General features: G+C 41.3%; 2 protein-coding genes. Both read left to right on the forward strand.

Annotated features, from left to right (window positions below; translation table 11 throughout):
• The first annotated feature begins 38 nt into the window (after positions 1–38).
• A complete protein-coding gene (locus H6G08_RS01040) occupies positions 39–7,202 on the forward strand; it encodes a non-ribosomal peptide synthetase (protein ID WP_242046034.1) in 7,164 nt (2,387 codons plus the stop codon).
• A gap of 31 nt (positions 7,203–7,233) precedes the next feature.
• Positions 7,234–18,171: a non-ribosomal peptide synthetase gene (locus tag H6G08_RS01050; protein ID WP_190538454.1), complete on the forward strand. Its 10,938-nt coding sequence runs from the start codon at positions 7,234–7,236 to the stop codon at positions 18,169–18,171.
• The last annotated feature ends 54 nt before the right edge of the window (positions 18,172–18,225 follow it).

Below are 18,225 nucleotides of genomic sequence, written 5' to 3' on the forward strand. Positions count from 1 at the left end.
TCGGGCATGGGGAAGAAATTACCAATGCCCAATGCCCAATGCCCCAAGCGGCGGGGCGGCTGTCCCTCTCCACCCACAAGGGGATGGAGTTTCCCGCCGCTTTCAATAAATTAAGCTTAAGGGCAATCATTTTTGGTGGGGAAGCATTAGAATTACAAAGTCTCAAACCTTGGGTAGCGAAATATGGGGACAACTCACCACGTTTAATTAATATGTACGGAATTACAGAAACTACCGTACATGTTACCTATCGTCCGATATTTAAAGAGGATATTGAGCAAAATCGCGGTAGCGTTATTGGCGTGCAAATCCCCGATTTATCTATATATATATTAGATGATGCCCTAGAACCTGCACCGGTGGGCGTTGCTGGTGAAATTTATGTAGGTGGGATGGGTGTCTCTAGAGGATATCTTAACCGTCCGACACTCACCGCACAAAGGTTTATTCCCAACCCCTACAGCCAACAACCAGGTGCTAGACTCTATCGTACTGGAGATTTAGCTAGATGGTTATCTAATGGCGATATTGAATATTTAGGCAGACGGGATTTACAAGTAAAAGTACGCGGTTTTCGCATTGAATTAGGAGAAATTGCCGCAGCTTTAGCCGCACTTCCCCAAATCGCAGAAGCTACGGTTATTGTTTATTCTCTAACTTCAGAAGATAAGCGTTTAGTCGCTTATGTAGTAGCCAAGGAACAAACCGATCAAAATGAGTTAAGAACAGCATTAAAACAGCAATTGCCTGATTATATGATTCCGGCGGCATTCATCTTTATTGATGCTATGCCCTTAACGGCTCAAGGTAAAATTAATCGTCAAGCTTTACCGATTCCCGATTGGAATCAAGCCGCGACTAAACGTAAATTTACACCGCCACAAACTGATGCAGAAAAGGTAATTTGTCACGTTTGGGAAAAAGTTTTAGGCTTAGATGGGATTGGAATTGAAGATAATTTCTTTGATTTAGGTGGTGATTCTATCTTAGCTTTGAAAGTCGTCACAGAAATTCGCCGTCAAGGATGGATATTAACCCCTAAAGAAATCTTTCAAGAACAAACAGTACAACGCCTAGCTAGGGTAGCACAAATGATGTACGCCCCAGCTTTAGCTGCTAGTAAAGCTGTAGGTGAGGTGCTGCTAACTCCGATTCAACAATGGTTTTTTGAACTGCATCTTCCTAACCCGCACCATTGGAATCAAGCCATTCTTTTAGAAGTTCACAAATCTTTACAGCCGGAAACAGTCGCCGCAGCTATTCAAATTATTTCCTCTCATCACGATAGTTTCAGATTACGATTTACCCAAGAAAATACCAATTGGCGGCAATTTTACACAGAGAAAAATGCCGCTTTTTCTTGGGAAGTAGTTGATTTAGAATCGTTAGCGGAAATAGAACAAAATGCGGCGATGCAATTAGCTGGGGAACGCCTGCAAAAATCCTTAAATTTGCATGACGGGCCTTTAGCTGGTGCGATGTGGTTTAATTTGGGAGAAAATCGCCAACCCCGGTTATTAATAGTTATCCATCACTTAATTGTTGATGGCGTTTCTTGGCGGATTTTATTACAAGATTTAGTTGAAGTTATTAGTGGGAATGAACTATCACCAGTTACCACATCTTTTCAACAGTGGAGTCAATTTCTCTACAATTTTGCGCAATCCACCACAATAGAAGCAGAAAGACAATTTTGGCTGGAAACTGTCACAGGAGAAACGGCGAAATTACCTGTGGATTTTCCTTCATCTGTAAGCGAAAATGTCGAAGCATCAGTTAAAAAAGTTTCTTTGCAATTAACCAAAGAACAAACCCAGCAATTTCTTACCCAAGCAAATAAAGCTTATCGCACCCAACCCCAAGAATTATTACTCGCAGCTTTGGCGCAAACCTTGAGCCAAATTATCCAAAATTCCACCCTGCAAATTATGATGGAAGGGCATGGTAGGGAAGAATTATCGGCGGATTTAGATATTACGCGGACTTTGGGTTGGTTTACTACCCTGTATCCTCTGCGGTTGGAATTAGCTAGCAGTAATTTAGAGATTGAGAACTTAATTAAAACTGTTAAAGAACAATTCCGTGCTATTCCTCGACGGGGTTTTGGCTATGGTTTATTAAGATATATTAACCAGGAAACATTGCCAACTACAGGACAAATCAGTTTTAATTATTTGGGTCAAGTACGCAATGAAAGCGGGAAAAATCAGTTATTTCGCTTATTAAATGAAGATATAGAACCGACAAGGGATGCTCAAGGCTTACGCCCACATATTATTGATATTAATAGTATTGTGGTTGCCGGAGAATTGCGCGTTGATTGGTTATATAGTGCCAACTTACACCAAGAAACAACAATTGCTGCATGGGCGGAATGTTTTTATGAAAATCTACGAGAAATCCTCAGCCATTGTCAAGCAATTGGTGTGGGTGGATATACACCATCAGATTTTCCCTTGGTGCGCATTGAGCAAGCTAAATTAGATATTCTCCAAACGAAATATCCCAATTTAGAAGATATCTATCCCCTGTCGCCTTTGCAGGAGGGAATGTTATTCCACAGTATTTATAACCTCGAAGATGGGATTTATTTTGAACAGGTTACAGGTAAAATAAGCGGTAAATTTGATATCGATAATTTTAATTTTGCTTGGCAAACAGTTGTAGAACGACATCCGACGCTGCGCAGTGCGTTTATTTGGGATAACCAAGACGAGCCTTTACAAATTGTCAGTAAAGCTGGAGAATTTTCGATTATAGAACAAGATTGGCGCAATTTATCAACGCTACAACAAAAAGATAAATTACAGGCATATTTAATTAGCGATCGCCAAATTGGATTTGATTTGATTCAGCCGACTTTAATGCGGTTTATGATGATGCGCTTAGATAATTATACCTGGCAATGGGTATGGAGTCATCATCACATTATTCTTGATGGTTGGTCGCTACCGGTCATATTTAAGGAAGTACTGGATATTTATCAATCAACTTGTCAACAAGTTCCCCATTCCTTACCACCAATTCCCCCTTATCGCTATTATATTCAGTGGTTACAACAGCGCAATCTCCATGAAGCTCAGGAATTTTGGCGCTCAACATTGGCGGGGATTTCTACACCAACTCGTTTATCTTGGCAATTAGAAGCAACAGAATTAAGCACAAATTTACCTGCTTATGCGGAAGTCGAATTACGCCTAAATGCAGCTGAATTTGCTCAATTGCAAAAGATGGCGCAAAGCCAAAGATTAACAATTAATACTATTGCTCAAGGCGCTTGGGCATTATGTTTACAAAAACATGGTGCAGGCGAAGATGTAGTATTTGGGGTAACAGTGTCTGGAAGACCACCGGAACTGGCAGAAGTTGAAAATATGGTAGGGTTATTTATTAATACCTTACCGATGCGAGTCCAGTTGAATGCATCTGTAACTGTGGCGAATTGGCTAGAAAATATTCAACAGCATCACGTACAGATGCGGGAATATGAATATAGTAAACTTACAGATATTCAAAAGCAGATTCCTTTAGCGGCGGGAGAATCATTATTTGAGAGTATTTTAGTCTTTGAAAATTACCCCGTTGACCAAAGTTTAAAAGAGCAGCGTCAAGATTTTCAAGTTGATGATATCGAGTTTTATGAAAGAACTAATTACCCGTTAACAGTAGGCATAATACCTGATAACGGACTGTTATTAAAACTCAACTACCAAACAGAATTTTTGTCAGCGACAGCCGCAAATATTTTGTTAGAACGCCTGCGCAATCTGATGCTAAACCTGGCACAACACCCAAATCAGGTGTTAGGAGAAATTGCAGGTATATCAGAACTAGAACGCGATCGCATTATTCACACAGCTAAAGGTAATCTTATTCATTGGGGAGATTTCCGCACAGCACACCAGTTATTTGAAGTTCAAGCGGATTTACATCCTCAATCGGTGGCGTTAGTTGCGGACGATAAAACAATTACCTATGGTGAGTTAGAACAACGAGCCAATCAATTAGCAGCTACTCTAATTAATGCAGGTATTGGCTATGAGTCGATTGTCGGGTTATATTTTGACCCTTCAATTGACTATATTATTGCCCTCTTAGCCGTGTTGAAAGCAGGTGCGGCGTTTCTCCCCCTTGATCGCTCCTATCCAAAAGCGCGATCGCAATTTATGGTAGAAAATAGCCAAACTGCTGTAATTCTCAGCAATGAAACGCCGCCATCGGGATTGTTTGCTGAAGATGTGCGAGTTATTTTGTTAAATGATAGTTCGACTTCGCTCACTATCCCAGAGGTTGTTACTCGTCCTAACTTAAAAATTAGACCAGAAAATCTCGCCTACATTATATATACATCTGGTTCCACAGGTAAACCTAAAGGCGTTCTCGTCACTCACACAGGGATACAAAATCTCGTACAAGCGCAAACTGAGAGTTTTGGAGTCACAGCTGCGAGTCGCGTTTATCAATTTGCTTCTTTGAATTTTGATGCGGCGATTTCCGAAATATTTATGGCTTTGGGTAGCGGTGCTAGCTTATATCTGCAAGACGCCGCCAATCGCACCCCATCGCCTGCATTGTGGGCAAAATTAACTGCTGCAAACATCACCCATATTACCCTTCCCCCCTCCCTGGTAGCCGCTATTGCACCAACAGACTTACCCCAATTGCAAACCTTAATTATGGCTGGGGAAGCAGCTTCTGGGGATTTATTCCGGCGTTGGGGAACAGAAAACCGTAGCTGCTTTAACGCTTATGGCCCCACAGAAGCGACAGTCTGCGCCAGCTTAATGAATTGTACCCAGTTACTCGGCGAACCAAGTATAGGTAAAGCGATCGCCAATGTGGAAATTTACCTGCTAGACTCATTTTTGCAACCAGTCGCCCCTGGTGTCACCGGAGAAATTTATATTGGCGGTATCAGTTTGGCACGGGGTTACTTACATCGCGCCGATTTAACCGCCGCCGCCTTTATTCCCCATCCCTTTGCTAGCCAACCAGGGGCGCGACTTTACAAAACAGGCGATCGCGGCGTATATGATTTACAAGGAAACATCCGCTTTTTAGGACGCCAAGATTCCCAAGTCAAACTCAACGGTTATCGGATTGAATTAGGCGAAATCGAAGCCGCTTTAACCAAACACCCCAAGGTAGATAGTGCAGTAGTTATAGTGCGTCAAGACTTACCAGGGCGCAAACGCCTGATAGCTTACGCCCTCATCCCCGCAGAAAACCCACCCACTACCAACGAATTACGGGATTATTTAACCACAGTCTTACCAGCTTATATGGTTCCTAGTGGGATGGTGTTAGTCACAGCTTGGCCTCTCACCCCCAATGGTAAAATTGATCGCCAAGCCCTACCCGCACCGGAATTAATCACCACTCCAGCTATACCCAAAACGGAAACAGAAGAGATATTTGCCCAAATTTGGCTCGAAGTTTTGGGATTAGAAACGGTAAATCCCCAAGATAATTTCTTTGAGTTAGGGGGAGACTCGATAATTAGCTTGCAAATAGTATCTCGCGCCCGCGCCGTGGGTTGGGAGATTAGCCCCAAAGACATTTTTGAAGCCCAAACTCTCTCTCGAATCGCAGCTAGGGCGAAACCATTACAACAGCAAGTAGCAGTTATCGAACCATTAACGGGAGTAGTTCCCCTATCCCCGATTCAACATTGGTTTTTTGCGCAAAAATTCCCCCATCCCCACCACTGGAACCAATCTGTAGCTTTGAGTATTGAAAAAAAACTCCATCCCCTTGTGGGTGGAGTTTTAGGGCATGGGGAATCGGGCATGGGGCATAGCTTTGATTCACCAATGCCCAATGCCCTATGCCCCAAGTCGGCGGGCGGCTGTTCCTCTCCACCCACGGATGGGAGTTTACCGCCGACTTTCGATGAAACCTTAAATATAGAGGCGTTAAATCTAGCTTTACAATCTCTAGTGCAGCATCATGATGTTTTCCGGTTGACATTTACGGAAAATCTGGGAGAATGGGAACAATCTTATACAGAGTCCATTAATCTGGACTTGCAAATTGCAGACTTTAGTAACCATCTACCAGATACACAGTCAGAAGCGTTTGCAGCAATTGTCGAAGCTCAACACGGAAGTTTTCAATTAGAGCGATCGCCTCTATTACGGGTGCTATATGCCACAAACCTTGCTGAATATGGCAACGTCCTGATACTTTTCGCACATCATTTGGTGGTAGACGGAGTATCCTGGCGGATTTTGCTTGCAGATTTAAATCAAGCTTATCAACAAGCGATCGCAAAACAGCCTATTTCCCTACCTCCCAAAACATCCTCCTATCGACAATGGACTACATCGTTGCAAAACTTGGCTAACTCAACCGAAATTATCCAAGATATTCCCTTTTGGCAAAATATTCTGTCAACTTCTGTAGGGAAATTACCAGTTGATTATCCAGTCAACCCGGATAGCAATACAGTAGATAGTACAGTTGTGATATCTTGCCAATTTACCCCAGCCGAAACAAATTTCTTACTCAAACAAGCAACGACAAACTATCATGCTAGCGTCCCAGAAATCATGCTAGCTGCATTACTGAAAACCCTCACCGAGGCTTATCAATCTGATGCTTGGCTACTCGATTTAGAAGGACATGGGAGAGAAGAAATTAGGGAAAAATTAGACCTTTCTCGGACAGTTGGCTGGTTTACATCTTTATATCCCATTTTGCTCAAACAACCTACTGTTAATGCAGCAGCAGATTTATTACTCAAAGAAATAAAAACCCAAATCAGAACTATTCCCCATCATGGTATTAGCTTTGGTATATTGCGTTATCTACGTCAAGAACCAACCTTAATTAACGCCCAAAAACCAGATATCAGTTTCAATTATCTGGGACAGACAGATAGCATAGGTAAAAGCAATGGTTTATTCCATATTAGTAATGTACCATTAGGAACAGGATTATTTGCTAAACAACAACGTCCCCATATTTTAGAAATTAATGCGCGAATTCAAGCCGAACAATTGCAAATAGATTGGTCTTATAGCCGCAATATACATTATCAACAAACTATCCAGGCGATCGCCGAAATTTATCAAAAAAATCTGCGTGCCTATCTCACAGATTATACATCTACCAACGCGGCATTTTATAGTGCTAGCGACTTTAATTTAGTGGAATTATCTGAAACCGAATTAGATGCTATTTTAGACGACTTAGAGTAACTTTTATTTCCTTCATAAAAAGGATAATGATATGCAACTTAAAGATAAAATTGAGAATATTTTTCCCCTCACGCCTCTACAAAAAGGACTATTATTTCATTCCCTCTACGAACCAGAATCAGGGGTTTATTTCGAGCAATTTCATTGTCGCTTAGAAGGTAAAGTTTCTGTAATTGCAGTGCGTCAAGCATGGCAAACTCTAGTAGACAGACATCCAATTTTAAGAACTGCTATTGTTACCAAAGGACAAACCGAACCAGTACAAATTGTCTTTCGGAATTTAGTATTTAATATCGCCGAACAAGATTGGCGCGGACTGAGTAACTCAGCCCAAAAAACCCGCCTCAGTGAATTTCTCGAAGCCGATAAAAAACAAGGCTTTATTTTAAATCGTCCGCCATTGATGCGGGTAACCTTAATTCGTTTAGGGGAAGAATCCTGGCATTTAGTTTGGAGTCACCATCATATAATTTTAGATGGTTGGTCATGGCCAATCCTTCTACGTGAATTCTTAATGTTGCACAAAGCAGCTAAAGAAAATATCGAGATATCCCTACCAAATATCCGTCCTTATGGTGATTTTATAGCTTGGTTAAAACAGAAAAATCCCCAAGATGGTGAAACATTTTGGCGAGAATATATGGCGGGATTTGCTAGTGCAACGCCCCTATTAATGATGTCTAAAACCAAGCATAGTAATGCTTTTATTAGTGGAGAAATTCAACAGTTACTATCGCCAGAAGTTACAGAATTATTACAAAAATTAGCTCAAAATTGTAGCGTTACCCTGAACACAGTTATTCAAGGTGCTTGGGCAATCTTACTTAACCGTTATAGCCGCAATCAAGACATAGTTTATGGTATCACAGTAGCCGGAAGACCCCCAGAATTACCAGGGGTAGAAGGGATGATTGGCCCCTTTATCAATACCTTGCCATTTCGTGTGATTATTTCTGGTACAGAAACCCTTGATAATTGGTTACAAAACCTGCAATCTCGCGCCGCTTTCATTCGTCAATTTGAACATTCTAGCCTGTCAGACATTCAAGGCTGGAGTGATGTTCCGCGCGGACAACCAATGTTTGAAAGTTTGCTAGCTTTTGAAAACTTTCCTGTTGATAAATCTTTAAAAGCTGCTGATTTCGGGTTGAATGTTTCCGAATCTTTCTTTTTTGAAACCACCCATTATCCTTTAACTTTGGTGGTAGTTCCTGGGGATGGGCTATCTCTGAAATTAAGTTACAATGCATCTCGATTTGATGCAGTAACTATGGAATTACTGCTTGAGCAATTTGGTAATTTGCTGATTAATATGGCAAATAACCCTCAAGCGCCTTTACAGTCTTTATCCTTACTTCCCCCCGGTTATCGCTTACCAAAAGTAAACCCGCAGCAATTAGAATCTCAAGAAACTCTACAAGAAATCTTTGCAGAAATTGTCAGCAAATATCCACAACAAATTGCGCTGACTTTTGAACAAGAAAATTTTACATATCAAGAATTAGATGAAAAATCTAATCGCATCGCTCGATATTTACAAAAACAAGGTATTACTACAGATAAACGAGTAGTAATTTGTCTGGAACGTTCTCCAGAATTAATTATTGCTATGCTGGGTGTAGTGAAAGCGGGAGGCGTGTATGTTCCCATCGACCCAGCTTATCCTCGTGAAAGAATAGAATTTACTATATCTGACTGTGAAGCCGAATTAATTCTCACCACAACTGCTATTAGTTCTCAGCTTCCAGAATCGAGCCAAAAAATATGTTTAGATGCAGTAGATGCACCATATTTAACTGAAAGTACTGAAGCTTTAACAAGAGAAAATCTTGACCCAGAATCAGGCGCTTATATTATTTATACATCTGGTTCCACAGGTAAACCCAAAGGTGTATTAGTTACCCACTATAACGTTACTCGTCTATTTCACAGTACCCAACATTGGTTTGCATTTAATCAACAGGATGTTTGGACATTTTTTCATTCCTTCGCCTTTGATTTTTCTGTTTGGGAAATTTGGGGTGCGTTACTTTATGGCGGAAGATTAGTTATCGTTCCTTATTGTGTTAGCCGTGACCCGCAAAATTTTCTACAATTGCTGCAAGCTGAAAAAGTCACCGTCCTCAATCAAACTCCTTCAGCTTTTGCACAATTACTAGCCTGTAGAGACATTAACTGTAACCTCTCTCGTTTACGTTACATTATCTTTGGCGGCGAAGCTTTAAACCTCCCCAATTTGCGTCCTTGGTTTGAACGTTATGGGGAACAGCAAACCCGCTTAGTGAATATGTACGGAATTACAGAAACTACCGTCCATGTCACCTATAGACCAATTCATCAAGAAGATATAGACAATGCATCTGGTAGTTTAATTGGTCAACCCATCCCCGATTTACAACTATATATCCTTGACCCTGATGGAAATCCTCTACCCAAAGGAGTAATTGGGGAAATGTATGTTGGTGGCGCAGGGGTAGCGCGTGGTTATCTGAATCGACCAGAATTAACTGCACAAAGATTTGTACAGGATTATTTTGCAGATATTTCCGGAAAATATCCATCGCGTTTATATCGTACCGGCGATTTAGGTCGCTTTCTTCCTAACGGCGATTTAGAATATCTTGGACGTATAGATGACCAAGTAAAAATTCGTGGTTTCCGCATTGAAATTGGCGAAATTGAAACTGCGATTTCTCAGTTTCCCCAAGTTCAAGAAGCCATAGTTGTAGTAGATGTTGATACAGAAACCAATCAAAAGCGGTTGATTGCTTATATAGTTTGTATCCCTGGACAGCAACCGACAATTGAAACTCTGCGCAATTATTTGCAACAACAATTACCTGATTACATGGTACCTGCGCAGATTGTTTATTTAGATAAATTTCCCCTCACACCTAATGGTAAAGTCGATAGAAAAGCTTTACCAAAACCAGAAATACAAAGAGAAAATCTTGAAGTAGCTTTTGTGCCTACTGCTACAGAAAACGAGGAAATTTTAGCTAAGATTTGGCAACAAGTTTTAGGTGTAAATCAGGTAGGCAGATTTGATAATTATTTTGTCTTAGGTGGCGATTCTATCCGCAGTATTCGCGTTGTTTCTCTCGCCCAATCCCAGGGATTAAACTTAAAATTAGAGCAAATTTTTGCCCATCCTACACTATCAGATTTAGCAGAGTTTTTAACAACAGCCACAGCCACAGATAATCAGCATCTTGATACCCAAGCTTTTGCTTTAATTGCACCCCAAGATAGAGAAAAATTACCAGTTGGGGTTGAGGATGCTTATCCTGTGGGACAACTCCAAGCTGGGATGTTATTTCATGGCGAATATTCGGAAATTTCCACAACTTACCATGATGTTTTTAGTTTTCGGATTCGTATACCTTTTGATTTAGGAATTTGGGAAGCTGCTTATAACCAAATGTTCGCCAGACATCGAGTTTTAAGAACAGCATTTTATTTAGCAGAATTCTCTCAGCCAATCCAGGTAGTTTTTAAAGAAGTCCCTACGCCAATTATTTTTACCGATTTAACCGCTTTAACACCAGCAGTTCAGGATGATTATATCCAAGAATTTATTATCAAAGAGCGGGCAAATCGCTTTGATTATAAACAAGCACCATTGATACGTTTTCATATTCATCTGCTGGATGAAAACGTGATGCAAGCTACTTTTAATTTTCATCATGCCATTATGGATGGCTGGAGTTTAGCCAATTTCTTATCAGAATTCACAGGCTTATATCTCCATCTAATGAATAGGGGTGTACCTGCACTTCCCCCAGCACCAGCTTTAGAATATTCTCGCTTTATCGCCTTAGAACAGCAGGCTTTAGCTGATGCTAAACAGCGCGAATTTTGGCAAAATCAACTAGCAGAAATTCCCTTGACTCAACTTCCGCGCTGGCCGGGTGTGGTTTTTACAGGGTCAAGAATGGGTAAATTTGATATTACTTTACCCGCCAATATTTCTCAAGCTGTAAAAGCCTTAGCCAAGCAGTTAGGCGTACCTTTAAAAACATTATTGCTAGCGGTTCATCTGCAAGTTCTCAGCGTTTACTCTGGAGAAACTGAAATTGTCACCGGTTTGGTAAGTAATGGTAGACCTACAGAAACTGATAGCGATCGCGTTTTAGGTCTATTCTTAAATACAATACCGTTACGCTTATCATTACCGCGAGGTTCTTGGGTTGACTTAATTAAACAAACTTGGCAAGCTGAACAAGAATTAATGCCTTATCGTCGCTTTCCTTCGGCAGAAATTCAGCGCTTACATCGTTCGCAAAGTATCTATGAAACTTCCTTTAACTTTGTCCATTTCCACGTTTATCAAGGCTTGCTAAATTGGCGAGATGTGGAGTTAATTCAAGCGGCTTCTTTGGATGAATCGAGTATTCCTTTTGCGGTTAGTTGGAATGAAGAAGTCGGTGGGGAACATATTTGTTTTAATATTACATACGACCGACAAGAATTTGCAGAGGCGCAAATCTTCAATATTGGTAATTACTATCAAAATAGTATCAATGCTTTAATTGCTAATCCTCACGGAGAAATGGGGCTTTCACTTTTCTCAATTCCAGGGAAACAAAGAGAAAATTACCCATTAGCAGTTACCCCAGTACATGAAATTGTAGCTCAACAAGCAGCAGCAAATCCGGAGGCGATCGCAATTATTTGTGATGGAGAAAGTTGGACATATAGCCAACTCAATCACAAGGCGAATCAACTAGCAAGATTCTTACTTGAATTGGGTATTAGTGCAGAACAACCTGTAGGTATTTGTTTAGAACGTTCCTTTGACATGGTTTGTGCTATGTTGGCGGTTCTCAAAGCAGGTGGTTGTTATGTCCCCATTGACCCCCATTACCCAGTAGCGCGGATTCAGTCGATGTTAGCAGACGCGCAAATTAAACTGCTGTTATCTCGTTCTGATTTAGAAATTTTCTCTGATTTCGTCGGTGATAATTGTCAAATTATCTGTGTTGATATTTATCAAGAAAAAATTGCAGTTCAATCTGTTGCAGATGTAGAAATTGCTGTTTTAAATGAGAATCTGGCATATATTATCTTCACTTCTGGTTCCACAGGAAGACCCAAAGGAATTACCATTTCCCATCAGGCTTTAGCACATCATCAAGCTTGGTTTTTAGCAACCTTTGGCGTAAATTCTCAGGATGTCGTTTTGCAAAAAACACCATTCAGCTTTGATGCTTCTGTGTGGGAATTTTGGACTCCTTTGATGGTGGGTGCTAAGTTGGTAATGGCGCAACCGGGAGGTCATCAAGACCCGGCGTATTTGGTCAATACTATTCAACAAGAAAAAGTGACTCTGCTACAATTGGTGCCGAGTCTCTTAGAAATGCTGTTAGGCGAACCGGGATTTGCTGAATGTTCATCTCTGCGATTAGTTTTTAGTGGTGGTGAAGCACTGAAAAAACGGGTTTGGGATGAGTTTGCACAACTTTTAGCGATTCCTTTGGTGAATCTTTACGGCCCGGCGGAAACAACAATTGATGTAGCATTTTATCAATGTCAAGTAAATGAAATTACTGATACGATTCCCATCGGTCAACCAGTTAATCATGCAAATTTATATATCTTAAATTCCCTGATGCAGCCTGTACCCATTGGTACGCCAGGAGAATTATATATTGCTGGTTGTCAATTAGCTAGGGGATACGCCTATGCACCGGGGTTAACCGCCGAACGCTTTATACCAGACCCCTTTGCAGAAAATCCTGGTAGTCGGATGTATCGCACAGGCGATCGCGCGCGTTATTTACCTGATGGTAGAATCGAGTTTCTAGGACGTGTCGATCAACAGGTGAAAATCCGGGGTTTCCGCATCGAAACAGGGGAAGTTGTCGCCGCTTTGGAACAACCTGCTTGGGTAGTTCGCGCTGTCACGAAAGCTATTGCAATTACCGATAAACCCCAAAGATTAGTTGCATATTTACAACTGCAAACACCTCCTGCAAATTGGCAAACATTATTGCGATCGCATTTATCGGAGTTACTCCCCGATTATATGATGCCTTCGCTGTTTGTTAGTCTTGATGTTTGGCCTTTGCTACCCAATGGCAAAATTAACCTCAATGCTTTACCAATTCCTGATGAGGAAAATATTGTTACCCATCAGCAATATATCGCCCCACGCACGGAAATTGAAGAGATACTAACTCAACTTTGGCAGCAAGTATTACAAGTATCTCAAGTAGGGATTGCTGATAACTTTTTTGAATTAGGTGGAGACTCAATTCTCGCTTTACAAATTATTGCTAAAGCGCGGGATGCTGGTTTTTATTTCACGCCTCAAGATTTGTTTAAAAATCCCCAAATTGAGGCGTTAGCAGCACAGGTAAAAACCTCAAATAAAATTCCCAATGCTTTAACTTTGCCTGTAGGTAGCGAAATCCCCCTTACTCCTATTCAAAAATGGTTCTTCAACCAAAACTTACCCCATCCCGAACATTGGAATCAGGCAATACTTTTAGATATCAAATCAGAAATTAATGCCAGCCAATGTGAAACTGCTTTAAATTATCTTGCCAAAATTCACCCAGCTTTCCGCCTGCGCTTCCAGCAAACTGCAACTGGCTGGATACAAAAGTTAGACGATGATAGCCGAGTTTTAAATTTTGATATTGTTGACTTTACTGCTGTTACTGCAACAGAATTATCAGCCCAACTGCAAACCACAGCCAGCCAATTTCAAGCCCAACTAAATTTAGCAACCGGGACTCTATTTTCTGCTGTCTACTTCCAAACTGATGCCAATACCGCCGATAAGCTATTACTAATTATTCATCACCTCATTGTTGACGGTATTTCCTGGCGCGTCATATTACAAGATTTAGCTACAGCTTGTAATGCTTTACAACAACAACAAGAAATTTCCTTAGCTACTCATAGCATCGGCTTCCCACAGTGGACTCAACACCTACATCATCTAACAGAAAATTCTACCTGGGAAGAAGAAGTTAATTTCTGGAAACAGCAATATATTGATAATACGCAACTTCCTCTAGACTTTCCCGATAACATCGCCAACAACACAGAAATTTCTGCTAGTCAAATAGAGTGCAATTTCAGTCAAGAAGAAACTGCAAGCCTGTTGTATGAATTACCCCGCACCCACAAAGTCAGAATTCAAGAAGTTCTTTTGACTGCTTTACTATCAGCAGTCACAGAATGGACAGGGGAAGCTAACATCTTAATTGCCTTAGAAAGTCACGGTAGAGAAAGCGATTTTACCGCAATTGATATTTCTGATGCTGTCGGCTGGTTTACATCTCTCTTCCCCATAAAATTAGAAAATAAAGGCGAGATTTTCGCGAACTTAGCCAGCGTTAAAGAACAGTTACGGAACTTACCCAATAATGGCTTTGCATACGGTATCCTGGCACAAAACCCAGAATTCGCCTTTACCTTACCGCCAATTCCTGAAGGTATCCTGTTTAATTATTTGGGACAGTTTGATGAAAATATTTCCCCAACTGCACCCTTTACCCCGGCGACTGAAGATGTAGGACTATCGCGACACCCAGAAAATCGGCGTGCTTTTCAACTAGAAATTACTAGTTTAATTGCTAACGGAAAATTACAAATGCGGTTTGGTTTTAGCAAAGCTTTGCATCGAGAAGCAACGATACATCATTTAGCAGATAGTTTCGCCAAGCATTTGCAGCTACTGTTAGCAACTAGCCGCCAGCAAGCATATAGTTTTACCCCCGCAGATTTTCCCCTAGCTGCTATCAATGCAGAACAATTAACTATAGCTTTAGCCGGAAATATCGATGTCGAAGATATTTATCCTCTGTCCTCTGTACAAGAGGGAATACTTTTCCATAGCAATTATGAATCAGATAAAGATGTTTACCTGCAACAGGTGAGTGGAGAAATAGCCGGAATTCTCGATGTTGAAATTTTTAAAAATGCTTGGGAAGCTTGTATTAACCGCCATCAAAGTTTACGCGCTTCCTTTGTTTGGCAAGATTTACCCCGACCATTACAGCGCATTCACCGCCATGTAAATTTACCTTTTGTCTATGCAGATTGGCGCGAATTCAATGCTGAAGAAATAGCCAAGAAATGGTCATTATTAGTCACAACAGACCGCCAGCAAAAGATATCGCCAGAAACAGCGCCACTGATGCGGATGACTTTAGTGAGAACCGAAACAGAAAAATGGCGTTTCTTGTGGACTCACCATCATTTATTGTTAGATGGCTGGTCATTACCGCTAGTTTTTCAAGATGCGATCGCATTTTACCAAGCTAATACCCAACGTCCAACTTTACCCCAACCACCGATTTACCGCGATTTTATCGCTTGGTTACAAAAACAAGATTCTAGTTCCGCTATATCTTTCTGGCGACAAGAATTAAGCGGTGTTCGGGAAGCCACAAATTTAGGTATAAAAAATAACTCAAGCGAAGATTACCAAACCTTACAAACCGCCATCCCCAAAGAAATTTACAGCCAACTCAAAACCTTTGCCCAAAAACAGCAAGTAACATTAAGCACTTTAATTCAAGCGGCTTGGGGTATTCTGTTGAGTCGATATAGCAGTAGCGAGGAAGTAATTTTTGGTGTCACCGTGTCAGGACGCGCCACTGAATTATCAGGCTTTGCAGAAATGGTGGGTTTATTTATTAATACCCTACCCTTGCGCCTGAAATTAGATGCAGCCACACCTTTTGGACAATGGTTAAACTCACTACGCGATCGCTTATCAGCAATCAATCAATATTCTTTCACTCGCTTAGTCGATATTCAAGCCTGGAGTGACATTCCCAGGGGAGAACCGTTATTTGCATCAATTGTGGTATATGAAAATTACCCAGTCTCCGAAATTCTCCGTAATCATCCAGGGGAATTGGCAATTCATTCGGTAGAATCTCTAGAGAAAAACCATTACCCCATCAGCCTTTACGCCTTACCAGGAGATGACTTAACGCTAAAAATTGCTTTTGGGCAGGACATCGGCAGCAAGGAAGAAAGGCAACAAATAATACAGCATTTGACGCAGATATTAACCAGTATTGCCACAGCAAATCCCCAATTTATCGGTGACATTGGCTTGTTGTCTCCACAGGAAATTACCAATTTACCCCAGCCAATCACCCATTCCCAACTACCAATTACCCCCATACATCAATTATTCAGCCAACAAGCCGCTCAAACTCCCGATGCGATCGCAATTTTTCCTGACCTCACCTACGCAGATATAGAACGCCAATCTAACCAAGTCGCCCATGCACTATTGCAACTAGGCGTCACGGGAGAAACTTTGGTAGCGGTATGTTTAGAACGTCATGCAGGTTTGCCCGTCGCCCTGTTAGGTATTATGAAAGCAGGTGCAGCATACCTACCACTAGATCCTACCTTCCCCCGCGATCGCCTTTCTTGGATGCTGGCAGACAGTGGGGTAACAGCAATTATTACCGAGGCTAAAATTGCTACTCAAATACCAGATTCATCAGCAAAAGTTCTGTTGTTAGATGATCTATCTTCCCAACCAGATACAGCGCCACCTGCGGTTGTGGGTAACAATCATTTAGCCTATGTTATCTATACTTCCGGCTCCACTGGCAAACCCAAGGGAGTACAAATTCACCATGAATCTGTAGTCAACTTCCTCCTCAGTTTCCAAGGCAAACTCAACCTGAAATCTGCGGATACCCTAGTAGCAGTAACTACAATCTCCTTTGACATTGCCGGCTTAGAGTTATTCTTACCTTTAATTACTGGTGCTAAATTAGTCATCGCTGACAAAGAAACTACCAAAGATGGCTTTAAGCTAGCTCAACTATTGCAAACATCCCAAGCCACCATCATGCAAGCCACCCCTAGCACTTGGCGATTACTGTTAACCGCAGGTTGGGAACCACAGGATAATTTCTGCATTCTCTGCGGTGGGGAAGCCATACCCGTAGAGTTAGCAGCTACTCTTCTCAACTCCCAGGTGGAACTGTGGAATGTTTACGGGCCGACAGAAACCACAATTTGGTCTACCGTTAAGCAAATTCAGCAACCAGAAGATGCGCTTTCCATTGGTCGAGCAATTGATAACACCTCAATTTATATTTTAGATAAGGCTGGTAATCCCGTTCCCCAAGGGATTGTTGGTGAATTGTTCATTGGCGGAATCGGATTAGCAAGGGGTTATCGCCAAAGAGCAGATTTAACCGCAGATAGATTTGTCCCCAATCCTTTTGCTACAAACCCAGGCGAGAGATTGTATCGTACCGGCGATTTAGCGCGCTGGTTAGCAAATGGTGAAATTGAATTTTTGGGACGCAGCGATTACCAAGTGAAAATTCGTGGTTATCGCATCGAATTAGGCGAAATTGAAACCATTTTAGAAACTCATCCAGCGATCGCGCAAGCTATTGTCCAAGCCATTGATGATACTGTTGGTAAAACACTGGTTGCCTATTTAGTTATGAAATCAGGAATCGCAGCACCTACTGAAGAAAATCTGCGATCGCATATCTTAGCAAAACTACCCGATTATATGTTACCTGCCGCTTGGGTATTTCTTGATGCCATGCCATTAACACCGAATAATAAAATCGATCGGCGTGCATTACCATTACCAAATCAATCAGACTATCGCCAAGAATATCTAGCACCAAGAAATCCCATTGAAGAAACATTAACCTATATTTGGCAAGAAATTTTACCAGTTGAGAAAGTCGGAGTCACAGACAACTTTTTCCAACTCGGCGGACATTCTCTGTTAGCGGCTCAAGTTCATGCACGCATCAGAAAAGTCTTCTTAATTGATTTAGAATTACGCGAACTTTTTGACACGGTAACAATTGAAAAAATGGCACAACTTCTATTAGTAAAAGAACCAGAGTCAGGACGTACTGAAAAAATCGCCAAAGCCTTCTTACGCCTAAAACAAATGACACCAGAAGAAAAAGCCAAACTTCTAGCAGCCAAGCGAAAGCTTAATTAATAGTTTAGCTAGAAAATAGGGTTGACGGTTGACGGTTGACGGTTGACGGTTGAC

Origin of the sequence: Calothrix anomala FACHB-343, from assembly GCF_014696435.1 — a bacterium.
GTDB classification, from domain to species: Bacteria; Cyanobacteriota; Cyanobacteriia; order Cyanobacteriales; family Nostocaceae; genus Aulosira; species Aulosira anomala_A.